At 44.6% G+C, this 22,173-nt stretch carries 20 protein-coding genes; 12 read left to right on the plus strand and 8 right to left on the minus strand.

Annotated features, from left to right (window positions below):
- Nucleotides 1–8 precede the first annotated feature (8 nt).
- The gene (gene ppdD, locus RYZ59_RS09595) at nucleotides 9–422 is read right to left on the minus strand and encodes a prepilin peptidase-dependent pilin (RefSeq protein WP_318047667.1); all 414 of its coding nucleotides are present in this window, start codon (nucleotides 420–422) and stop codon (nucleotides 9–11) included.
- Nucleotides 423–451: 29 nt separating this feature from the next.
- Here ppdD and RYZ59_RS09600 point away from each other — a divergent pair, with 29 nt between their 5' ends.
- The 8 genes from RYZ59_RS09600 (at nucleotide 452) to RYZ59_RS09635 (ending at nucleotide 8,464) form a co-directional block, all read left to right on the plus strand.
- Entirely contained in the window at nucleotides 452–2,008 is a 1,557-nt protein-coding gene (locus tag RYZ59_RS09600) for a recombinase family protein (protein ID WP_318047493.1), read from the plus strand.
- Between the two features lie 142 nt (nucleotides 2,009–2,150).
- Nucleotides 2,151–3,599 (plus strand): type III restriction endonuclease subunit R, encoded by a 1,449-nt coding sequence (locus tag RYZ59_RS09605; protein ID WP_105551888.1) that lies wholly within the window; start codon nucleotides 2,151–2,153, stop codon nucleotides 3,597–3,599.
- Nucleotides 3,600–4,354: 755 nt separating this feature from the next.
- Nucleotides 4,355–4,918 (plus strand): hypothetical protein, encoded by a 564-nt coding sequence (locus RYZ59_RS09610; RefSeq protein WP_160886782.1) that lies wholly within the window; start codon nucleotides 4,355–4,357, stop codon nucleotides 4,916–4,918.
- A gap of 25 nt (nucleotides 4,919–4,943) precedes the next feature.
- Nucleotides 4,944–5,297, plus strand: a complete 354-nt coding sequence (locus RYZ59_RS09615) for a hypothetical protein (RefSeq protein ID WP_318047665.1) — start codon at nucleotides 4,944–4,946, stop codon at nucleotides 5,295–5,297.
- A gap of 134 nt (nucleotides 5,298–5,431) precedes the next feature.
- Entirely contained in the window at nucleotides 5,432–6,157 is a 726-nt protein-coding gene (locus RYZ59_RS09620) for an HNH endonuclease (protein WP_055322458.1), read from the plus strand.
- A 2-nt stretch (nucleotides 6,158–6,159) separates the two neighbouring features.
- The gene (locus tag RYZ59_RS09625; protein ID WP_055322457.1) at nucleotides 6,160–6,942 is read left to right on the plus strand and encodes a DUF6998 domain-containing protein; all 783 of its coding nucleotides are present in this window, start codon (nucleotides 6,160–6,162) and stop codon (nucleotides 6,940–6,942) included.
- A gap of 531 nt (nucleotides 6,943–7,473) precedes the next feature.
- Nucleotides 7,474–7,674 carry a hypothetical protein gene (locus RYZ59_RS09630; protein ID WP_055322518.1) on the plus strand — a complete coding sequence of 67 codons (201 nt, stop codon included), beginning with the start codon at nucleotides 7,474–7,476 and terminating at the stop codon, nucleotides 7,672–7,674.
- A 232-nt stretch (nucleotides 7,675–7,906) separates the two neighbouring features.
- Complete coding sequence (locus RYZ59_RS09635; RefSeq protein WP_318047483.1) at nucleotides 7,907–8,464, plus strand: recombinase family protein; 558 nt, start codon at nucleotides 7,907–7,909, stop codon at nucleotides 8,462–8,464.
- Nucleotides 8,465–8,601: 137 nt separating this feature from the next.
- On the opposite strand, the gene RYZ59_RS09640 is transcribed toward RYZ59_RS09635, so the two are convergent.
- The 4 genes from RYZ59_RS09640 to nadC form a co-directional block, all read right to left on the minus strand.
- The gene (locus RYZ59_RS09640; protein ID WP_129560323.1) at nucleotides 8,602–9,699 is read right to left on the minus strand and encodes a hypothetical protein; all 1,098 of its coding nucleotides are present in this window, start codon (nucleotides 9,697–9,699) and stop codon (nucleotides 8,602–8,604) included.
- 5 nt (nucleotides 9,700–9,704) lie between these two features.
- Nucleotides 9,705–10,982 (minus strand): hypothetical protein, encoded by a 1,278-nt coding sequence (locus RYZ59_RS09645; RefSeq protein WP_021293063.1) that lies wholly within the window; start codon nucleotides 10,980–10,982, stop codon nucleotides 9,705–9,707.
- Nucleotides 10,983–11,325: 343 nt separating this feature from the next.
- A complete protein-coding gene (locus RYZ59_RS24740; RefSeq protein ID WP_071883250.1) occupies nucleotides 11,326–11,409 on the minus strand; it encodes a prepilin-type N-terminal cleavage/methylation domain-containing protein in 84 nt (27 codons plus the stop codon).
- Nucleotides 11,410–11,636: 227 nt separating this feature from the next.
- Nucleotides 11,637–12,530: a carboxylating nicotinate-nucleotide diphosphorylase gene (nadC, locus tag RYZ59_RS09650; RefSeq protein WP_318047478.1), complete on the minus strand. Its 894-nt coding sequence runs from the start codon at nucleotides 12,528–12,530 to the stop codon at nucleotides 11,637–11,639.
- A gap of 87 nt (nucleotides 12,531–12,617) precedes the next feature.
- Between nadC and ampD the strand changes: the two genes are divergently transcribed.
- Together ampD and ampE are read left to right on the plus strand one after the other, a co-directional pair.
- On the plus strand, nucleotides 12,618–13,181 hold the full coding sequence (gene ampD / locus RYZ59_RS09655) for a 1,6-anhydro-N-acetylmuramyl-L-alanine amidase AmpD (RefSeq protein ID WP_137383708.1): 564 nt from the start codon (nucleotides 12,618–12,620) through the stop codon (nucleotides 13,179–13,181).
- The gene (gene ampE, locus RYZ59_RS09660) at nucleotides 13,178–14,032 is read left to right on the plus strand and encodes a beta-lactamase regulator AmpE (protein WP_318047474.1); all 855 of its coding nucleotides are present in this window, start codon (nucleotides 13,178–13,180) and stop codon (nucleotides 14,030–14,032) included. The genes ampD and ampE overlap by 4 nt, the downstream gene beginning before the upstream one ends.
- Before the next feature lie 87 nt (nucleotides 14,033–14,119).
- Here ampE and RYZ59_RS09665 read toward each other — a convergent pair whose 3' ends face one another.
- The 3 genes from RYZ59_RS09665 to aroP all read right to left on the minus strand — a co-directional run bounded on the left by RYZ59_RS09665 (nucleotide 14,120) and on the right by aroP (nucleotide 18,007).
- Nucleotides 14,120–15,070 (minus strand): family 43 glycosylhydrolase, encoded by a 951-nt coding sequence (locus RYZ59_RS09665; RefSeq protein WP_318047472.1) that lies wholly within the window; start codon nucleotides 15,068–15,070, stop codon nucleotides 14,120–14,122.
- On the minus strand, nucleotides 15,070–16,476 hold the full coding sequence (locus tag RYZ59_RS09670) for an MFS transporter (protein ID WP_318047470.1): 1,407 nt from the start codon (nucleotides 16,474–16,476) through the stop codon (nucleotides 15,070–15,072). The genes RYZ59_RS09665 and RYZ59_RS09670 overlap by 1 nt, the downstream gene beginning before the upstream one ends.
- A gap of 157 nt (nucleotides 16,477–16,633) precedes the next feature.
- Nucleotides 16,634–18,007, minus strand: coding sequence for an aromatic amino acid transporter AroP (aroP, locus tag RYZ59_RS09675; protein ID WP_318047468.1), 1,374 nt, complete (start codon nucleotides 18,005–18,007; stop codon nucleotides 16,634–16,636).
- A 564-nt stretch (nucleotides 18,008–18,571) separates the two neighbouring features.
- Between aroP and pdhR the strand changes: the two genes are divergently transcribed.
- Both pdhR and aceE read left to right on the plus strand, forming a co-directional pair.
- The gene (pdhR, locus tag RYZ59_RS09680; RefSeq protein WP_003018699.1) at nucleotides 18,572–19,336 is read left to right on the plus strand and encodes a pyruvate dehydrogenase complex transcriptional repressor PdhR; all 765 of its coding nucleotides are present in this window, start codon (nucleotides 18,572–18,574) and stop codon (nucleotides 19,334–19,336) included.
- A gap of 165 nt (nucleotides 19,337–19,501) precedes the next feature.
- On the plus strand, nucleotides 19,502–22,165 hold the full coding sequence (gene aceE / locus RYZ59_RS09685; RefSeq protein WP_048214932.1) for a pyruvate dehydrogenase (acetyl-transferring), homodimeric type: 2,664 nt from the start codon (nucleotides 19,502–19,504) through the stop codon (nucleotides 22,163–22,165).
- Nucleotides 22,166–22,173: the final 8 nt, after the last annotated feature.

A 22,173-nucleotide genomic window follows, 5' to 3' on the forward strand; every position in this document is an offset into this window, starting at 1 on the left:
TCTTTTCCTTAGTTGGCATCAAAGCGAAAAACGTCTTCACAGGCCTGTTGCAGCGCGCTGTCATTCTGGATAGCGCAGTTGCGATTCCAGCCCGTTATGCCGTTGGCGTTGTCCCAACCGGGCGTCATGGTGATGCTTAGCCCATTCAGACTTTCCTGCCCAGTGAGGCTGACGATACCTTTTTCAACGCTCATACCTGAGACATAGCGGGTGGTGGTCACAGAGGGGATCCCATTTGTTCCGGCATCACAGGTTTCTGTTCCGCCGTGCTCCAGCGCGCAAAGCTCGACGGCAGTACGGTAGGGGACGAAGGTTTGCAGCATGTCTGTCAGCGCGGCTTTGCGCAGATAGTTTTGATAAGCCGGGATACCGATAGCGCTGAGGATGGCAATGATGCCAATGACCACAATGATATACTGAATTTTACTGTCATAGGTTTTGGTAAAATAGAATGAAAAAAACGGTGTATTGCTACGCTCGTGTCAGTTCGCGAGGGCAGGCTAAAGATGGTTATGGCATGTCGAGACAGCAAACAATGCTGCGAGATTACGTTGCTGCATACGATGATTCTCTACATAATCGAGGATACGAGTTAGGATCGGTTTACTGGTTGTACGCAGAAGGTATCTCGGCGTATAGCGGTAAGAACATAGAAGATGGTTCAGTGCTGAAATCATTCATTGATGATGTATTGGAGCGTAAGATTATCAATGCGGTTTTAGTTATCGAGAATCTTGACCGATTTAGTCGAGCAGAACCAATTAAAGCCGCTAATCTATTCCTCAATTTGATTACTGCCGGATGTGATATCCATGAAGTCGAAACTGAAACAATACATCATTCCAGTAGTGACCTCAGTATCATTACAGGTGGGTTACAACGTGCACATAATGAGAGTAAACGCAAAGCCCGATTGAGTATCAAGAATTGGGATGAACGAATTAAAAACGCGATCGATGGTAAAGCAGTACTGACTAATCGAGTCCCATCGTGGTTGGAAGTAAAAGACAATGGATATGTAATCAAAGAAGGGGAGAAGGAAAAGTACAATCTTATATTCCAGATGTATGCTGATGGTTTCGGTCCTGCCGCAATACGCGATGTATTAAAAGAAAGGAATATGTTAATCAATGATAGTGAACCAACTATTGCTCACTTAAACAAGATAATAAAAGATGAGCGATTGATTGGAAAATTTAATTCAACTGGTAGGAAAAAACTGAGTGGTCTTGTTATATATCCAGTAGTTGTAGATTTATCACTATTCCATATCGTAGACCAACTACGGAAACAACGTAATCCTGTTGGGAAAATACATCGCAAGGCAAATAACTTATTTGCTGGATTATGTATATGCATGGAATGTGGTAGATATGTGCAGGTTAACAGTGTTGAACCTAGTGGTGAGTCATACTTTCGTTGTGGCGGCAGTCTTGTTAAGATTGATAGATGTCAGGAACGTGGATTCAAATACAAGCTTTTCGAAAATGCATTATTGCAACATATCAGGAATTTTGATTTCTCGTTATTGAATGCGAATGAGTCTGAAGTTCAGATTAGAGTAAATCATCTCTCAATTGAATTGTTAACGCATATAAAATATAGAGATGAGATATTGCAAGATATCGAGAAAGAGGATATACCCGATCCTAATGACAGAAGGATATTGAAAAATATACAGAAGAAAATTGGCGAAATTGAATCTGAAATATCGAATCTAAAACGTTTGAATGTGAATGTCAGTACATTCGACGAGTTGAAAAAATATTCAGAGGAATTGAGTGATCCGTTGAATGTGGATTTAAGACTCGACTTTAACATCAAGGTTAAACGTGTAATCAAAAGTATAATTATAAAAAGATATAGCGATACAATATTTTTGGTTATTAATTATATTGCCATTAATGAAAAACAAGCTATCGTAATTAATAGCAAAAATGGTGAGGTACTGTACATGGGTGTTCAGAATGATGACTTAAAAACAGTTGAACATCTAATTAGGAATTAATTCCCTACCTGAGCATGTTCATTATTGTTTGGGATTTAAGCTTGATAATGTATACTCTAAATACTAATAACAAAAATGACGAAAGGCCGACTCACTGGAACGAATCGGCCTTTCTAAATTAATCAATATGGAGCGTGTGCAAATGATTAATCCTACACCTATTTATAACAAGTTTAAGTACGTATCTGCTGAGTGTGGTTCGGGTAAGACCCGTGCAGTATGTAAAATAATTAACGAAAGCGGAAGTACTGAAAAATACATTTTAGTACAGAATACTCAAGAACTTATTAAACAGACAGCAAGGCAAATCAATAATTGCGAGTATATTATTACGGATACAGTACCAAAAGATGAAAGTGTTATTAGTTCAGTTATTGACTTTCTTTCATCTGGAAGTAATAAAACATTACTCATAACAGATAAAACGTTTTTCAAAATCCCTCGTGAATTGTTATCTAACTGGAATGTTTATATTGACGACGTGACTAATTTTCACTCTTTCCAGAATGTAAATGAAGGGAGTTCTGAGATAAAAAATGTTATCCGAAATGTTTTAATCCATAAAGTACAGTCATTAGATGACCGAAATATGTATATTGCGGCTGAAAGAAATCCAGAAGTTCAGGGGGATGTAGTAAAGAACATTTTAAATCAACTGTCAGTATTGAATGATAATGATCTTTTTATAATGAATAATGAGTACTTTACCGATACGGAAAAGGAACAACTTAATATTACCGCATGGAAAGATCTCAATAAGTACAAAGACGTATCAATCACCTTTCTCGGAGCTAATTTCGAAAATTCATTGATCTATAAAGGCAATAAAGAACTCTTTGAAAGTACTGAACTTGAAGGATTACTGACACGAAAAACAGCTCTCAAAAACAGATTAAAGGTTTATTACTTCTCTAAAAAATTCAAACTATCAAGGACATGGAAAAATAACAACCCTGATAAAGTACAAAAAATATACGACTTCCTCGATGCCAGACTTAACGGGCAAGACTTCTACTGGACGAAGAACAAAAGTGACTCTCAGAGCCTCAAGAATGGCACAGAGATAAGCCCGGATGCCAGAGGGTTCAACAAGTACCAGCATCTGATGACGTGCGTCTGGTTGGCTTGTATGCGTCCCTCTGAAACAGAGGCTAAACAGTGTGAATTGTTCTTCAGGATTGACGGTGAGGCGATTCACCTCGCGAGGGAGTACGAAAGTTTACACCAGTTCGTACTACGAGGGATTTCGAGGAATTTTGACAGTACTGAAACGCAGACCGTTTATGTTTTTGATGAATGGCAGGCCAGCTATCTTACGGACAATATTGAGTACATAGATCTCGGTATTGATGATGATGAACAAGGGCAGAGAGGCAGGCCGCAAGGCTCAATGAACAAAGAAAAGCGTTTCACTCTTGCTGATACCAAAGCAAAGCGTTTCCGCCGCTGGAAAGGCAGCAATCCGGGGCTTGAGTTAGAAGCGTTCAGGGCGTTTCTTGCCAGTGCTACTAACGCCGATCTCAGTACTGAAGAGAAAAAGGCGATGTGGGACAAATATGAAAATGAAGTACAAAAAACACGCAAAAAATGAAGTCCAGAACACCATCATAAAAACGGATAAATGTCCGAAAAGTAATACCTTATAATATTTTAGGTAATAAATTTCGGACATATGAACGAGCGAAAGCGAATTAACTACCTGAAAGCAGGAGCGGCGAAGCAAGCGAACTGTTTCGGGTAGTTAGTGAGAGTACTCACGCAGTGAGTACTTGATGGCTATCCCATTGTTTATATATAAAAAATTAAGCAGCACCCGCTTTGCGTGTACTGTTCGCAGGATCGGTTCTACTGCTGCGTTCCCTTCGGTCACTGGCAGAGCGAACCCAATCGCGTTTTTGTTCTGTCAGTAAGTACATAACTAACTGTTATTTGATTACTTATTCTACAAATAATTCCTTTGTGTACTTGGTGGGGCATCTGCTGTTTCAGTTACTGGAAAAGCCCTGTCAGTACTGACCAGAGCGAAGCGACCCCGATCCGATTAATTCCCCTTCATAATGGTGTTTCGGACAAAACGCACAGGAAGCCCCGGAACACTCCCAATCCATAAGCAATCAAACAGCCTTAGCGGCTTTCTGAGGGCGTTTAAATGTCAAGCCCAAGGACTTCAGATGCTTTCGAAGTACTGACCAACGTCTGATCGTTTTTACCTATTGATTTGCTGGCGATTAATAGATTTTGATAGTTTTTATCGATCGAAAATTGATATATCGATCGTTTTTATCGATCGATTTGTTGTGAAGTGATATTCTGATTACCTTTGATACACAACCTTTGAGGGATTTTATGGCCGGGCTTGTTGTTTTCATCATTTGTGTGATCCTAGCAGTACTTACTTTCAGGAAAGTTTCAAACTATTCCAGAAATAAAGGTCGGGGAAAGTTCCGTACTTCGATTGCAGCGTTAGTCATGAGCTTTATTGTTTTTGTTGTCTCAGTAGGAATTGGTTCCGGTGTTGTTTCACAAGATAAAAGTACTGATATTAATGCTAAGGCTTCAACGACTGGCAGCACGGAAACGAAAAAAGCCGATATTTATAAATGCGATAAATTTGATGCGATAACCCAAACTCGACAAGGAACAAAACATAATTCTGGTTACTATTCAGATAAAAGTATTTTAGTTGAATATACAATCTCAGATGATAAGCTGATCAGTAGAATGCCAATTCCAGGTGATAAAGACAGTACTGACACTGCTAAATTCAATGAAACCGCAGATGATGGATCACGAAAGTATGGGAATTCATCAAGTAACTATTTTGTATCGATGCTTAATGATAATACAATAAAAGTAATTCTCGTTGATTTTAACCATAATGGAACAATTACACAGATTTGCTCAAAATAGTAATCTTGTATCAGGGGAAGAAATGATGATAAGAATATTATCAGTACTTTTAACGATAATCCCATTAACTGCAATTGCGACTACTATTCCCGATGGGAAGCCAGAAAAGCCCTTTGTTGTTGGTAATGAAGTTGTTTGTCTTAAAGAAATCCAGAAGCAAATCACCCCTTATCTTAAGTCATTTGAGGAAGAAAGCGGGGTTAAGTACCAGTACAATGTTAAATCCGGTTTGTCGTACAAGGATGTTGTAGGGCTACGGTTACAGATCAACCGTGTTGATTCTGGATTGGACGTGCGTGTAGCTGATCTTGATTACTACTGGCTACAGGAACGTGGAAGCATGTGTCAGCCAGCGTACATGGTACTTGAGCGTTCTTAGTGAATACGGTGTTAAACAAGGCCGTGAAAGCGGCCTTTCAGCACAAGAAATGCTCGCAGTATTACAGAAAAGGACTCATACTTCTCCAATAACATAAGATATTTTATATCAGCGACATGCACGAAGGATTAGATATGAACCGGAAGCAATTCATCCAGTCACTCGGGGCTACTTGTAATAACTGGACTTGGAGTTGGTCGTTTGTTAATCATGAAAAGAAAATGGTCATTTTTGGGTCATGGGATGTTGAAAGTGATCAAGAGAGGTCTGTTATTCTCCGGGAGCGTTGGGAGTACAACTCAAATAACAAAAGACAACCGGGCTATACACAGGCATTGGAGCACATCCGCTTAGTTCATGAAGGCTATGAATTGTTCACCTTCAACATGGTTTTCTCTGAACATCCAGATAACCCTGAAGTCGCAGTAATCAAAGATTTTGAGCGAAAATTGAACAAACGTTATCTACGAAAAGAAGGGGAAATATGGTACGCAGATTTTATGCCCAATCCATTCCCTGATGAAATCCCTTCAGGAGAGTGTTTTGTTGAAGGTGCGAAAACGCAGGTAACAGTCAACTACTACGAGCGTGATCCCAAAGCTCGCCATGCTTGCATACAGCATCACGGCACAACATGTAAATGTTGTGGGTTTGACTTTGAGAAGGTCTATGGTGAACATGGTCGTGGGTTCATTCATGTGCACCACATAAAGCCCTTGCATACGATTGGTGAAAATTACGTTGTCGATCCAGTGACTGACATGATTCCCCTTTGCCCAAACTGCCACGCGATGGTTCATCGTGGGAGTGAAACACTGAAAGTTGAAGAACTGAAAAAGAAAATGAGATTCTGGAGTTAGTAATGGACTTATCGCAATTGAGTTGCGTTGAGTTGATGCAACTAAATCAACTGACACTGGACGAGCTGGAACGAAGAGATGTGATCAGAACTCGTAACAATCCCGTCAGTGAGTACACCGAATGGCTGGTTGCTGAGAAAATGCAGATGGAGTTAGCTCCTCCGAGCACTAAAGGGTACGATGCAACAACTTCAGGAGGTCGAAAAATACAGATTAAATCCAGGAAAAATAACCTCAGGAATAAATCATTAGTACTTGGAATTATCAGGAATTATGAACTTAATCAGTTCGATGAACTCATTGCCGTAATATACAATCATGATTTTTCAATTCGTTACGCTATTTCCATACCTCATGAATTAGTGAAGGAATATGGGTTTTATAATAAACATCAAAATGGCTATACTTTAAGGATAAGCAATTTATTACTAAAAGACCCACGCGTAACAGACCTCATTGAATTTTTTGAACTAGACACAGAAAGTTCAAGTAAAGAGAACACGGTAAAACCAGATTCAAACATTATCCGTAATGTACAAACAATAGGAATGCAGACTTTTATTGAATACTATCAATGTGTTAAAAGTGGAATGGACGCAACTAATCTTGTTAAGAAAATGATGGCTGAACATCCAGAATGGAAGGAAAGTACTGCAAGAACAAAGGCATCTTCAATGCGACGAGTATTCGAAAATGACAGTAACTTGGAAGCACTTAAAATCATCTATGAGTCAAATCACTCAGCAATTACTGATGAGATTAAGAGCAAACTGAGTACACTTTGAAGTAAATGAACAAAGTTTGGCTTATATTTTGACATAACAAGTGAATAGAACTGGATTTCCATGATGGATTCGTGCCGCACATCAATCGCTTTTTCGTCCTCGCTAAAAGTACTGGCCTTTAGGTCGCAAAATAATCAATAGCCAGGCATCCCGATTTTTGGCAAAAAAGTTAAAGGGATCGTTTACTGAGATAAAAGTACAGTCAGTTTTTTTCCGCCTGATTTAAAATCTCGTTCGCCTCATCAGGTTCAACCCCGCCGACCAAATGCCGTGTACTCAGCTCTCAGTACTGAACTTTCCACTAACCCTGAGTTGATTAAAAAACGATCTATTGCCTTGTTGATTAGTCGTCTTAGGTAAGTAGTAGATGGGAGCGAACTATAATAAACTTATAATTAATTTTTTTTAATAAAAACATATAGTTAAAGTTTGTTTTGATTGTTTTTTGATCTGATTCATTATCGAAACATTATTGACTTTTGAGATGTGCATGTTAGTTTGCTATTGCTTTCTTTATCCATGGAGGTAGATATGTTTGGTTTTGGTATTCATGCTGCATTGACGAAAGAAATGTTCAAAACGGCTCCCCGTCGGGATCAGGACTTGATGATGCAAGCACTGTACGATCAAGGTTATTCTGCAAAAGATATTTCTAATTTCTTGGGAATTGGCCTTCAAAGTGTTTACAACCGAATCAATGCCCATCGTGGAAGAAGTGGCGTACCGGCGTAAACATCTCATCTATCTAAAAGGGCACATTTATAAATGTGCCCTTTTTCTTTTTTCCAGCTAAAAAAGCAATTTTATACTCGATTGTTGTAACCAATGTGTCTCTTTTGGGTACTCCCTAACGATACCCGTTTTTCTTGTCTCGTTTAGTATCATTTAGACATTGAAAGAATTTAAATGATACCGTATCATTTAGTTAATTTAAATGATACTTATCAGCGGTGAGGGCAGGGAAATGATTTTTGGTTACGCGAGAGTCTCAACAAAGGATCAGAATCTTGAGCGTCAGTTGGCAGTACTGGAACCTATTTGTGACAAAATTGTTACAGAGAAAGAATCAGGCAAGTCCACCAGCGAGCGACCTGAATTGTTGAACCTCCTTTTACACCTCCGCGAAGGTGATACCCTCATTACTCATTCCATTGATCGCCTCGCACGTAATACCCGCGATTTGCTGGAAATTATTGATAGCCTCGTTGCTCGCGGGATCACTGTTCAGTTCCTTGCTAACTCAATGAGTTTCGATAACTCCCCACAATCTCGTTTAATCTTAACCATGATGGGAGCCGTTGCAGAATTTGAGCGGGGAATGATCGCATCACGTCGCAACGAAGGAATTGCCCTTGCTAAAGAGGCTAAGAAGTATAAAGGAAAGCAAAAGAACAAAGAATTACACAGTAAAATCATTGAGATGCTTCAAGCTGGGAAGAACACACCGGATGAGATTGCAAAGTTGTGCGATTGTGGCAGGGCTACAGTGTTTCGCGTGAAAAAAGAAATGAATGCCTCCTGAGATGGGATTCAGAAAGGGGAATTGTTATTAAGAAAATCATTACTGCTCTGAATTAAAGATAATCTAGTTGAATGAGTTATTATCATTTGTTTATATGGTGAGCAGGCACGAAATTTAATTCGAGCCTGCTCTTCTTTTTATCTCAATCTATCAAATATTGATACTAGATCGTTAATGAAATCTTTTGGCATTTTCATTGAGTTGGTTAAGTATCTAGCCATTATCATTATAAATTGACGAATTCTTGAATTATCTGAAATTAGAGTGGATAGTTGCTCATCCTTTTTAATGTCATGCATGGATAGTTCTAAAAAACTAAATTCACGTAACACATGGCAACATTTAATTATATCATTAGGAGAGTCAAGTAGACTCCTTGTGAGTTCAATAAAGTCATCCCAATTCCTTAACTCTGGCTCTATATTTTGAATCGAACTGTCATTAGATGAGATTAGTTCTCTCATCTTATGTCTTAATATAAAGCTATCCTTCCCTCCCCAGATATAATATTTGAGAAGTCTTGTGAATTCATTCTGATTATAATCAAAATCAATTAACCCTCTTAGTTGCTGCACTAAGCATGCCATAATATATGAGAATGTCATTAGACTATGCAAGTAAATTGCTCTGTGTTTATTTTTTTGAGGGTCTAGTTCATTCTTCACTTTTTGTAAAGCAGCAATAAATCTTCTCAAATTCTTCGCTGGATCATTTTCTGTAGGAACCGAACTTGCTAAAAATTCGCCATATTTTTGGATGGTTTTATCTGTTTTATATACTTCCTGTATACTTATCCAATTATTAATGTCCGTAGAGTAGCTTAAATCAATATTGAAATTCATTGAAAATGATTGAGCATATCCTTTCATTTGATCTTCATCAAAAAGGTGGACATTAATTGTTTTTGCGGAAAGTCTATGGGCCTCACTTGCTTTCTTTCTTAATATGATGAATGCTTCATCATAGCCTAAAAAATTCATAACACCGGAAGCCCAAAACGCTCTATTAATAGGGCTGGTATTTTTAAGGGTTTTACAATCGAAAATTATCTTTCTGGTTTTTCCAGTTATATCAAAAGCAACCCCTAAAACATCTACATCTGTTATAATTGTAGATGTATCAGAAAGTTCCCTATAGTTTTCAACGTTAACTTCTAAAAATGGCAAGTAACCATTTATCAAGCAAAACCTTATAGCGTCTTGCTTCAAACCTAGGTCTTTATCTAAGTTAGCCATTACCATTACTCCATTTCGAAAATCAGTTGTTCAAATTGTTCTTTTGCTTCCTCGCTTTGTTTTATCTTCTCTCTAGTTCTAAGTTCTGCGGAGCTAATGATCGATTGAATGTATTTTTCATCTTGTGTTAATGCTATTTTTGCATTTTGATCAACTTCTAAATTTGCAAGTTCTCCTGTTTTTAAGAGACTTATTGCTAAATCTAATGCTTCAATGTTTTCTTCTGTTTTTATTAAATGAAATTCCCACTTGTTATGATCCTTAGCTTTTAGCATTCCAACCTTCAAAAACACCAGATTCCTATACTGGGATGCAGCTTCTGAATTTTGATTAAGATAACCTTTTTCTTTTAATGATTCCAATATTCTAACTGGAAGCCTTATTCTATATTTGTCGTGCAGTAATTGTCCTTTCCTAACGCAAGAAACTAACGCCATTGCTCGTTCATAAATCTCTCTGTTAGCTGCATTCAATTTTATATTTCCGGGCCTCGGTGTGAATATGAATGTTTCTTGTTTTTGGTTTCCGAAATCAATTGAAGGGGGTTTGAGTACACCCTCTTGGCAAAAACCAATTAAAAGTTCTTTTTGTACTTTTGTTAGCTTTTTTCCACCGATTTCTAATTGTGATTCGATCAGTGAGAGAGGCCATCCCTGATTATCTTTTATAATTTTTAAAACAGCATCAATATCATTCGAACCAATTTTGGCTGAAATATCGACAAGTGACTCTAAATTATCGGCAAAATAAAATGGGCTAGCTATGATGTTTTTTCCTCTAGCTCTATAATTTCTAAAATAGTTACCTTTTTCACCAATCTCTAAACAACGAGAAAAAAGAGTATTGTCGATGCCTGTAGAATGAATTAGTTTGTCTCTGTTTTCGGGTTTGTTTTGAAGATTAGATAATATTATCAATGTGCCTTGCTCATGTTCGTTGAGATCGCTAAATGTGAAATAATCACCAACACCTTGATAGAGATCTTTGAATCGAGGAACGTTTGGAATTACTGACAATATTTTTTTGTCTTTCGTTATTAAATCTACATATTCTATCTCAGCCAGTACTTCCAATACGCTTTTTAAAGCATATGAAGGTATGTTGAAAAAGAAGTCACTGACTTTCCTTAAAACTTCATAATCAATTTCTCCCAATCCGCGTATATGCATTGCTAGTATTGATGCCATTCCGATAGTTTTGATGTTATCAAAATCTGGAACGTCAATGTTTCCTAGTCCGGATTGTATATCATGGGAAAGTTCAACAAGAGATTTCGAGTCCATGGTTAGCACCTGATTAAGTTATAAAGCTGTTAGTACATGATACCTATGTGTTCCTGATTTGAAACTGCCATCTTAATAACAACTAAAGGAGAGGTAGAACTATATAGAAATCAACAGTATTTTTACTATGTTCTAAAGATGATTACCACCATTTTGGCGAAAGCAAAGGATACGTTATTAGTGCGTAGGTGAAAAGATGCCATTAGATCTCTACTGACGAGAAATATAGTAGAAGGGGGTCTAAAAATGGGAAGTGATGGTTAAGATGGTTCAAATCCTTTTGATATCATTATGTATTAAAATCAATATGTTATGGATTGTGGCATTGTGGGAGAGAGATGAATTAACAGATGCGGTATTTGTACAGTAATTTACTGTTAATGACCACCATCAGTTCGATAAGCGTGAAGCCTCGTTGTTTGTCCATTGTTGATTTGCTCCTTGAGTTAGCTGGCGCTACTTTGGCAAATCGAAGGGATTTTAGGCGAGGGGCAAAAAATAGAACGAGAAGGACGGTTCAGATGAATATTACGAAATTACAGAATCAGACAACGTATTTGCGAAGACGCTCGAATAAACCGCCGAGCGACGGCGTATACGGCTGGGGGCTGTAGGCCCGATACGCGAAGCGCCATCGGGCAGAACAGTCAGCGATTAGCGAAAACGCATCGAGAGATCGAGTGCGCGGACATGTTTGGTCAATGCGCCCACAGAGATGAAATCCACGCCGGTTTCCGCGAATTCGCGTAGCGTTTCATAGGTGACGTTACCCGATACTTCCAGACGCGCCTGGCCGTTGGTACGTTTGACTGCTTCGCGCATTTGGTCGGTTTCGAAATTGTCGAGCATGATGATGTCCGCCCCGGCTTTCAGCGCATCGTCCAGTTCATCCAGGTTTTCCACTTCTACCTCAACCGGCACGTCCGGGTGCAGCCAGAAGGCTTTTTCCACGGCCTGTTTCACTGAACCGGAAGCAATAATATGGTTCTCTTTAATCAGGAAGGCGTCAGAAAGACCTAAACGATGATTCGCACCGCCGCCGCAGAGTACCGCGTACTTCAGCGCCGTACGTAGCCCAGGCAGCGTTTTACGTGTATCCAGCAGTTGGGTTTTTGTCCCGGTCAGCAGGTCGACGTATTTACGCACTTCACTGGCAACGCCAGACAGCGTTTGCACAAAGTTGAGTGCGGTACGTTCGCCGGTCAGCAAGACGCGGGAAGGGCCGTCCAGTTCAAACAGCGGTTGATTAGCCTTAATGCTGTCGCCATCTTCAACATGCCAGTTGATGCTGACATCATCGCCAGCAAGCTGAATAAAGACCTCTTCCACCCAGCGTTTCCCACAAAAAACACCCTCTTCGCGTGTAATGACGGTGGCATGGGAACGCATATCCTCAGGTAAAAGCTGTGCGGTGATATCGTTATTGGCATCAACTTCTCCGCCTAAATCTTCGCGCAGCGCCTGGGCAACCGCGGCAGGGATATCGAGATTTATGCGTTCCAACAGCGCGTCACGTCGGTAGTCAGGGTTATAGCGGCGAGGCGGCATGATAAAACTCCAAATTGCTAACGAATCATAAGGTAGAAACATGCTACCCTGAACCTGATATGAGCACCACCAATAAGGAGATTCTGCATGTTGTTAGACGAGGGCTGGTTGGCAGAGGCGCGACGCGTTCCCTCTCCTCATTACGATTGCCGCCCGGATGACGAAAGTCCTTCTTTGCTGGTGGTGCATAATATTAGCCTGCCACCCGGTGAATTTGGCGGCCCATGGATAGACGCGTTATTCACTGGAACAATTGATCCCAACGCCCATCCTTTTTTTGCACAAATTGCCCATTTACGCGTTTCTGCCCATTGTCTGATCCGCCGTGACGGTGAGGTCGTGCAATATGTTCCCTTTGACAAACGTGCCTGGCATGCAGGCGTCTCCTGCTATCAGGGGCGTGAACGCTGTAATGATTTTTCAATTGGTATTGAGCTTGAAGGTACGGATACGCTGGCTTATACCGATGCGCAGTACCAGCAATTGGCTGCCGTGACGCAGACGCTGATTCAGCGTTATCCGGCGATTGCCAGCAACATGACTGGGCATTGCAATATTGCGCCCGAACGGAAGACCGATCCTGGGCCATCTTTTGACTGGGCAAGGTTTCGCGCCCTGGTCACCCCCTCGTCACACAAGGAGATGACATGACGCTGTTTACAACATTACTGGTGCTGATTGTTGAGCGCTTGTTTAAGCTGGGTGAGCACTGGCAGCTTGATCACCGGATTGAGGCCTTTTTCCGGCGGGTTAAGCATTTCTCTATGGCGCGAACGTTAGCAATGACCATTATTGCGATGGCGGTGACATTCCTGTTGCTGCGTGCGCTGCATGGGCTGTTATTTAATGTTCCGCTGTTGGTGGTGTGGATCTTAATTGGTTTGCTGTGCATCGGTGCTGGCAAGGTGCGCCTTCATTATCATGCCTACCTGAATGCGGCTTCACGGAATGATGCGCACGCCCGTGAGGCGATGGCCAGCGAACTGACGCTGATTCATGGCGTGCCGCCGGATTGTGATGAACGAGAGTTTCTGCGTGAGCTACAAAATGCGCTGTTATGGAACAACTTCCGTTTTTATCTGGCGCCGTTATTCTGGTTGATCGTCGGTGGTCCATGGGGACCGGTGACGCTGGTCGGCTATGCCTTTTTGCGTGCGTGGCAGTCCTGGCTGGCGCGCTACCAGACACCGCATCAGCGTCTGCAGTCAGGTATTGATGCGATCCTGCATATCTTGGACTGGGTTCCGGTACGTCTGGCGGGGGTGGTCTATGCGCTGTTAGGACACGGTGAGAAGGCGTTGCCCGCCTGGTTTGCATCGCTGGCGGATATACATACTTCGCAGTATCAGGTGTTGACCCGTCTGGCGCAGTTCTCGCTAGCGCGTGAGCCGCATACTGATAAGGTCGAAACGCCGAAAGCAGCCGTTGCAATGGCGAAGAAAACGTCGTTTGTCGTGGTTGTGGTGATTGCGCTGCTGACAATTTATGGGACATTAGTGTAGCGTTGTGCCGGATGGCGCTAACGCTTATCCGGCCTACAATGGAAAAAAGTGTAGGCCCGGTAAGCGCAGCGCCACCGGGCAAACATTTTAAAGCGTATCGACAGGCGGCACGCCAAAATCCGGCATGCCGTTCTCATCCCAGCGTACAAGCTTCAGTCGGGTGTGGCGATTCGGGTCATACAGCGGATCCCCCTCTATTTCGGTGTAATTCCTTGCGTGATACACCAGTACATCATCCCCTTCCGGCGTTTGCGTAAAGCTGTTGTGCCCGGGTCCATACTGACGGTTTTCATAGCTGGTGGTGAAGACCGGACGCGGTGACTTATGCCAGTTTTCTGGGTTGAGCGGATCGGCATGGAGATCGATCCACAGTAAACCCATGCAGTAGTTTTCATCGGTTGCGCTGGCGGAGTAACTGACAAACAATTTGTCTCCGTGCACCACGACGGCTGGACCTTCGTTGACCCAAAAGCCCCGACATTCCCAGTCATATTCCGGATGGCTGAGCATCACCGGCTGGCCTTTAATCGTCCAAGGGTTTTCCATCTCTGCGAGATAAATATTGGAGTTTCCGGCAATATCAGGCGATTTCTGTGCCCACAAATACCACTGTTTCCCCTGATGGTTAAACGTGGTGGCATCAAGCGCGAAGGTATCAAACTGGGTTTCAATTTGCCCCTTCTCAACCCACTTACCGCTTAGCGGATCGGCATCTGCGCACTCCAACGCAAACATGCGGTGCTGGAACATACCCAACGTATCAAGCGCCTGCGTGTGCGTGGCCGCAAAATAGATGTACCACTTACCGGCAATAGCGTGGATCTCCGGTGCCCAGATAAGCTGACTCATTGGGCCGCTGTCCGGTTTGCGCCAGACAACAACGGGTTCCGCGGTGCGTAATCCCTCCAGAGAGTCAGCCCGACGCAGCTCCAGTCGGTCATATTCAGGTACTGAAGCAATGAAATAATAGTGGTTACCGTCTCGCAGGATAAACGGATCGGCACGCTGTTCGATAAAGGGATTCGGCCACTGATTCATCAGGCTTTCCTTACATGTTCAGTCGATTTAACGTCATGGTACTCATTCAATTCACGGTAGTTGGCGCGGCGTTTTTCCAGGTCTGACTGGATTTGCTGCATAAATTCGCGGTCAACTTTCAGCAGACGAACCACGCCTGCGGTAATCAGATAACCGACGCCCGGAATAATCGTGAACAACAGCATAATGCCGTTAATCGCGGAGTCACTTTGCGCTTTCGCCCCTGCGTCGTAGCCGTACCAGGAGAGCAGGAAGCCCACCATCGCGCCGGCAATCGCCAGCCCCAGCTTCAGGAAGAACAGGTTGCCGGAGAAGCTGATCCCGGTAATACGTTTACCGGTTTTCCACTCACCGTAGTCATCCACATCCGCCATCAGCGACCAGTGCAGTGGGGAAGGGATCTGATGCAGGATGTTGAGCAGGAAGTAGAGCACCATAATCATCATGGTGGCTTTCGGATCGAAGAAGTAAAACGCGCCGGAGAACACCGCCAGTACGATGTTGGTCCAGAAGAAGACTTTCAGTTTGCACCAGCGGTCAGTTAATACCTTCGCGAGCATACTGCCGATCATCATGCCGACCACGCCAAGGCTGATAAACAACGTTGCGAACTGTGTGCTTTGCTGCATAACCCAGGTGACGTAGTACATGGTGGCAGCCATACGAATAAAGCCCGGACAGACGTTGCACAAGGTTAATAGCAGGATTTTCACCCACTGATCGTTCTTCCACACGTCTTTTAGATCGGCTTTCAAATCGTCGTTCGTGGGTACCGCAGGGCGTACACGTTCGCGCACGGTTGCGAAACAAAACAGGAACATGCACATACCAATGAAAGCCAGCACGGCCATCGCCATCTGATAGCCTTTGGCTTTATCTTCCCCGCCAAACCAGTCAGCCATTGGCAGTAGCGTGAGTGAGAGTAGCAGAGTTGCAATCCCGACCAGCACGAAACGATACGACTGGCAGGCGACGCGTTCTTTCGGATCGTTGGTGATGACGCTACCGAGTGAACAGTAGGGAATGTTGATTGCTGTGTAGGTAATAGAGAGCAGGAAGTAGGTGACAAACGCATAGATAACTTTGCTGTTATACGTCCACTCCGGGGTGGTAAACATCAGTACGCTGAATAATGCGTAGGGGAAAGCCATCCACAGAAGCCATGGACGAAACCGACCATATTTACTGCGAGTACGATCGGCCATTGCCCCCATAATAGGGTCAGTAACAGCATCAATAACGCGTACCGAGAGCAGCAATACGCCGACAAGTGCTGGAGAAAGACCGAAAATATCCGTGTAAAAATAGTTAACAAACAACATGATGGCGCCAAAGATGATGTTGCATCCGGCGTCGCCCATTCCATAGCCGATCTTTTCTTTCACCGTGAGCTTACTGGTTTCCATCAACTGCACTCCATTAATGAGATATGGAGAGAATTATTGTCTGGCACCGGTGTTTTTGCGTTGCAGGATAACGCCGCTGATATGGACTAAACAGTCGTGAGTGGGAAAGTGTGAGGCAGGTAACAACCCCCACCCGATGCAGGTGGGGGAGGGAGAATTAATGCGCTTTCACGGCGCCGGCCGTTTTCTGTTTGCACAGATAGCCGATGCCAAGAATGGCTATCCATACCGGGATCAGGTACACCGAGATCGCCATGCCCGGCGTCATCAGCATAATCACCAGTACCGCAGCCATGAAAATCAGGCACACCCAGTTACCCAGCGGGTAGAGCAGTGCCGGGAAGCGAGTGGCGACGCCCTGCTGCTGTTTTGCTTTGCGGAACTTAATATGCGCAAGGCTAATCATTGCCCAGTTGATGACCAATGCGGAAACCACCAGTGCCATCAGCAAGCCAAACGCAGATTCCGGTGCCAGATAGTTAATCAGTACACACAGTGCGGTAACCAGTGCGGAGACCAGAATGGTGTTAACCGGTACGCCGCGTTTATCGACGTTCATCAGCGCTTTTGGCGCGTTACCCTGCTGAGCCAGGCCGAACAGCATACGGCTGTTGCAGTATACGCAGCTGTTATAGACAGAAAGGGCTGCGGTCAGCACTACGATGTTCAGGGCGTTGGCAACAAAGGTGTCACCCAGCTCGTGGAAGATAAGGACAAACGGGCTGGTATCTGCTGTTACGCGCGTCCACGGCATCAGGGAAAGCAGAACTGCCAGTGAACCCACATAGAAAATCAGGATACGGTAGATGACCTGATTAGTCGCTTTGGGAATGCTTTGTTCCGGGTTATCGGCTTCTGCTGCGGTGATCCCGACCAGTTCCAGACCGCCGAAAGAGAACATGATGATAGCCATCATCATTACCAGCCCGCTGAAGCCGTGTGGCAGGAATCCACCCTGGCTCCACAGGTTGCTGACGCTGGCCTGCGGGCCGCCGTTACCGCTAAACAGTAACCAGCCACCGAACAGGATCATCGCTACAACGGCAATGACTTTAATAATGGCAAACCAGAACTCCATCTCACCAAACACTTTCACGTTGGTCAGGTTGATGGCGTTGATCAGCACAAAGAAGGCAGCCGCAGATACCCATGTTGGGATCTCCGGATACCAGAACTGGATGTATTTACCCACGGCAGTTAGCTCAGCCATGGCAACCAACACGTACAGTACCCAATAGTTCCAGCCGGAAGAGAACCCCGCGAAACCGCCCCAGTATTTATAGGCAAAGTGGCTAAAGGAGCCTGCAACAGGCTCTTCAACCACCATTTCACCTAACTGACGCATAATCAGAAAAGCGATAAATCCGGCGATAGCGTAACCCAGAATAATCCCCGGCCCTGCAGACTGAATAACGGATGCGCTTCCGAGGAATAACCCGGTACCAATCGCGCCACCCAGCGCGATAAGCTGTATATGGCGGTTTTTAAGGCCGCGCTTTAGCTGATCGCCATGCTGTTGACTTTCCATCATGAAACCTCGTGTGTGGTTTTACTCTTCATCTTTCGAGTACTTATATTTTGAACCACGCAGTGACGCGTGTGTAAGTTTGCAATTCCGTTTGTTGTATTAATTTATTTACAGCAATGAATTATGAAATGTTGCCTAAAGACTTTTGTCTTAATCAGAATAATGTTATGTGGGCGCGAATGCACCTGCTTTATGCGGCGCGAGTGACGAGTTGAATAAAAAGAAACCATTTGTAAGCGCGAGTTTATCTACCACAAAATTTCCAATTTGAATTTTTATTCGTAAATAGTGATTGATAAATCGATAAATAGGCAGGTGAATCGGTTCAAATGATATATTTTTTCGTTTCAATTCGGTTAAAACTACCTCGGGATGGGTAAATTTAACATTTGTGCATAGTTACATGTTTGAAACGTTATTTCTGTAATGTTGTTAAAATATGCCTCCTTTACTGATTTCAATCAAAACCTGTATGGACAGAAGGTGAATACTTTGTTACTTTAGCGTCAAGAACATGAAATTGGTAAGACCAATTGACTCCGGGCAAATGGCTTAAGACAGGAAATCATGGCCTACAGCAAAATCCGCCAACCAAAACTCTCCGATGTGATTGAGCAGCAGCTGGAGTTTTTAATTCTTGAGGGGACACTTCGCCCCGGAGAAAAACTCCCACCGGAACGCGAGCTGGCAAAACAGTTCGACGTCTCCCGCCCCTCCTTACGCGAGGCGATCCAACGCCTTGAAGCGAAGGGGTTACTGCTTCGTCGTCAGGGCGGTGGCACTTTTGTTCAGAGCAGCCTGTGGCAGAGCTTTAGCGACCCACTGGTAGAGCTGCTCTCCGACCATCCTGAATCCCAGTTTGACCTGCTTGAGACGCGCCATGCGCTGGAAGGTATTGCAGCTTATTACGCTGCACTGCGCAGCACGGATGAAGACAAAACACGTATCCGTGAACTCCACCATGCGATCGAGCTTGCTCAACAGTCCGGCGATCTTGACGGTGAATCTGATGCCGTACTTCAGTATCAAATTGCTGTCACCGAAGCGGCACATAATGTGGTACTGCTCCATTTGCTAAGGTGTATGGAGCCGATGCTGGCCCAGAACGTTCGGCAAAACTTCGAATTGCTGTATGCGCGTCGTGAAATGCTGCCACTGGTTAGCAGTCACCGTACGCGTATTTTTGAAGCGATTATCGCCGGGAAGCCGGAAGAGGCGCGTGAAGCGTCCCACCGCCACCTGGCGTTTATCGAAGAGATCCTGCTGGACAGAAGCCGTGAGGAAAGCCGTCGTGAACGCGCCTTACGCCGTCTGGAGCAACGAAAGAATTAGTGATTTTTCTGGCAGAACGTTAACCAGAAGATGTTGTAAATCAAGCGCCATATAAAGTGCGCGGCAACTAAACGCAGAACCTGTCTTATTGTGCTCTCGCGAGCGAGAACACAATGGGACAGGTTCCAGATAACTCAACGTATTAGATAGATAAGGAATACCCCCATGTCAGAACGTTTCCCAAATGACGTGGATCCGATCGAAACTCGCGACTGGCTACAGGCGATCGAATCGGTCATCCGTGAAGAAGGTGTTGAGCGTGCTCAGTATCTGATCGACCAACTGCTTTCAGAAGCCCGCAAAGGCGGCGTGAAAGTAGCGGCAGGTGCAGGGGCCAGCAATTATGTAAACACTATTGCCGTTGAAGATGAACCGGAATACCCGGGCAATCTGGAGCTGGAACGTCGTATTCGTTCTGCTATCCGCTGGAACGCCATCATGACCGTACTGCGTGCGTCTAAAAAGGATCTTGAGCTGGGTGGCCATATGGCATCCTTCCAGTCCTCCGCAACGGTATATGATGTTTGCTTCAACCACTTCTTCCGTGCACGCAATGAGCAAGATGGCGGCGATCTGGTGTACTTCCAGGGCCACATCTCTCCGGGCATCTACGCACGCGCATTCCTGGAAGGTCGTCTGACTGAAGAGCAGATGAACAACTTCCGTCAGGAAGTCCATGGCAAAGGCCTGTCTTCCTACCCGCACCCGAAACTGATGCCGGAATTCTGGCAGTTCCCGACCGTATCTATGGGTCTGGGCCCAATCGGTGCTATCTACCAGGCTAAATTCCTGAAATATCTGGAACACCGTGGCCTGAAAGATACCTCTAAACAAACCGTTTACGCCTTCCTGGGCGACGGCGAGATGGATGAGCCAGAATCAAAAGGTGCGATCACCATCGCGACTCGTGAAAAACTGGACAACCTGGTCTTTGTTATCAACTGTAACCTGCAGCGTCTTGACGGTCCGGTAACCGGTAACGGCAAGATTGTTAACGAACTGGAAGGCATCTTCGCGGGCGCTGGCTGGAACGTTATCAAAGTCATGTGGGGCGGTCGTTGGGATGAGCTGCTGCGTAAAGACACCAGCGGTAAACTGATCCAGCTGATGAACGAAACCGTTGACGGCGACTACCAGACCTTCAAATCCAAAGATGGCGCATACGTACGTGAGCACTTCTTCGGTAAATACCCGGAAACCGCAGCCCTGGTTGCTGACTGGACTGACGAGCAGATTTGGGCTCTGAACCGTGGTGGTCACGATCCGAAGAAAGTCTACGCTGCACTGAAAAAAGCGCAGGAAACTAAAGGCAGAGCAACTGTAATCCTGGCCCATACCATCAAAGGTTACGGCATGGGTGACACCGCTGAAGGTAAAAACATCGCTCACCAGGTTAAGAAAATGAACATGGACGGCGTGCGTTATATCCGCGACCGTTTCAACGTTCCTGTGACCGATGAGCAGGTTGAAAACCTGTCTTACATCACCTTCCCGGAAGGTTCTGAAGAGCACACTTATCTGCACGCTCAGCGTCAGAAACTGCATGGCTACCTGCCAGCTCGTCAACCGAACTTCACCGAGAAGTTGGAACTGCCGGCTCTGGAAGACTTCGGTGCGCTGCTGGAAGAGCAGAACAAAGAAATCTCCACCACTATTGCTTTCGTTCGTGCCCTGAACGTGATGCTGAAGAACAAGTCGATCAAAGATCGTCTGGTGCCGATCATCGCTGACGAAGCGCGTACTTTCGGTATGGAAGGTCTGTTCCGTCAGATCGGTATCTACAGCCCGAACGGTCAGCAGTACACCCCGCAGGACCGTGAGCAGGTTGCTTACTATAAAGAAGACGAGAAAGGTCAGATCCTGCAGGAAGGTATCAACGAACTGGGTGCTGGCGCATCCTGGCTGGCTGCTGCGACCTCTTACAGCACCAACGATCTGCCGATGATCCCGTTCTACATCTACTACTCCATGTTCGGGTTCCAGCGTATCGGCGACCTGTGCTGGCAGGCAGGCGACCAACAGGCTCGTGGCTTCCTGATTGGTGGTACTTCCGGTCGTACGACGCTGAACGGTGAAGGTCTGCAGCACGAAGATGGTCACAGCCATATTCAGTCTCTGACTATCCCGAACTGTATCTCTTACGATCCGTCTTACGCGTACGAAGTTGCGGTCATCATGCACGATGGTCTGGAGCGTATGTACGGTGAGAAACAAGAGAACGTTTACTACTACATCACTACGCTGAACGAAAACTACCACATGCCGGCAATGCCAGCAGGTGCCGAGGAAGGTATCCGTAAAGGTATCTACAAACTCGAAACCCTCGAAGGTAAGAAAGGTAAAGTTCAGCTGCTGGGCTCCGGTTCTATCCTGCGTCACGTGCGTGAAGCAGCACAGATCCTGGCGAACGACTACGGTGTAGGTTCTGACGTTTACAGCGTAACCTCCTTCACTGAACTGGCGCGTGATGGCCAGGATTGTGAGCGCTGGAACATGCTGCACCCGATGGAAACTCCGCGCGTTCCGTACATCGCTCAGGTGATGAACGACGCTCCGGCAGTAGCATCTACTGACTATATGAAACTGTTTGCCGAACAGGTTCGTACTTATGTACCGGCTGATGACTATCGCGTACTGGGTACTGACGGTTTCGGTCGCTCTGACAGCCGTGAAAACCTGCGTCACCACTTCGAAGTTGATGCTTCCTACGTGGTTGTAGCGGCCCTGGGCGAACTGGCTAAACGTGGCGAAATCGATAAGAAAGTGGTTGCTGACGCAATCATCAAATTCAACATCGATGCAGATAAAGTTAACCCGCGTCTGGCGTAAGAGGTAAA

The organism is Citrobacter sp. HN-141, from assembly GCF_033341895.1.
GTDB lineage: Bacteria > Pseudomonadota > Gammaproteobacteria > Enterobacterales > Enterobacteriaceae > Citrobacter.

Bases quoted from the DNA above. Each gene is read 5' to 3' on its own strand.
- RYZ59_RS09600 (WP_318047493.1), top strand. From the start codon at position 452: ATGAAAAAAACGGTGTATTGCTACGCTCGTGTCAGTTCGCGAGGGCAG.
- RYZ59_RS09605 (WP_105551888.1), top strand. From the start codon at position 2,151: ATGATTAATCCTACACCTATTTATAACAAGTTTAAGTACGTATCTGCT.
- RYZ59_RS09610 (WP_160886782.1), top strand. From the start codon at position 4,355: ATGGCCGGGCTTGTTGTTTTCATCATTTGTGTGATCCTAGCAGTACTT.
- RYZ59_RS09615 (WP_318047665.1), top strand. From the start codon at position 4,944: ATGATAAGAATATTATCAGTACTTTTAACGATAATCCCATTAACTGCA.
- RYZ59_RS09620 (WP_055322458.1), top strand. From the start codon at position 5,432: ATGAACCGGAAGCAATTCATCCAGTCACTCGGGGCTACTTGTAATAAC.
- RYZ59_RS09625 (WP_055322457.1), top strand. From the start codon at position 6,160: ATGGACTTATCGCAATTGAGTTGCGTTGAGTTGATGCAACTAAATCAA.
- RYZ59_RS09630 (WP_055322518.1), top strand. From the start codon at position 7,474: ATGTTTGGTTTTGGTATTCATGCTGCATTGACGAAAGAAATGTTCAAA.
- RYZ59_RS09635 (WP_318047483.1), top strand. From the start codon at position 7,907: ATGATTTTTGGTTACGCGAGAGTCTCAACAAAGGATCAGAATCTTGAG.
- RYZ59_RS09640 (WP_129560323.1), bottom strand. From the start codon at position 9,699: ATGGCTAACTTAGATAAAGACCTAGGTTTGAAGCAAGACGCTATAAGG.
- RYZ59_RS09645 (WP_021293063.1), bottom strand. From the start codon at position 10,982: ATGGACTCGAAATCTCTTGTTGAACTTTCCCATGATATACAATCCGGA.
- RYZ59_RS24740 (WP_071883250.1), bottom strand. From the start codon at position 11,409: ATGGACAAACAACGAGGCTTCACGCTTATCGAACTGATGGTGGTCATT.
- nadC (WP_318047478.1), bottom strand. From the start codon at position 12,530: ATGCCGCCTCGCCGCTATAACCCTGACTACCGACGTGACGCGCTGTTG.
- ampD (WP_137383708.1), top strand. From the start codon at position 12,618: ATGTTGTTAGACGAGGGCTGGTTGGCAGAGGCGCGACGCGTTCCCTCT.
- ampE (WP_318047474.1), top strand. From the start codon at position 13,178: ATGACGCTGTTTACAACATTACTGGTGCTGATTGTTGAGCGCTTGTTT.
- RYZ59_RS09665 (WP_318047472.1), bottom strand. From the start codon at position 15,070: ATGAATCAGTGGCCGAATCCCTTTATCGAACAGCGTGCCGATCCGTTT.
- RYZ59_RS09670 (WP_318047470.1), bottom strand. From the start codon at position 16,476: ATGGAAACCAGTAAGCTCACGGTGAAAGAAAAGATCGGCTATGGAATG.
- aroP (WP_318047468.1), bottom strand. From the start codon at position 18,007: ATGATGGAAAGTCAACAGCATGGCGATCAGCTAAAGCGCGGCCTTAAA.
- pdhR (WP_003018699.1), top strand. From the start codon at position 18,572: ATGGCCTACAGCAAAATCCGCCAACCAAAACTCTCCGATGTGATTGAG.
- aceE (WP_048214932.1), top strand. From the start codon at position 19,502: ATGTCAGAACGTTTCCCAAATGACGTGGATCCGATCGAAACTCGCGAC.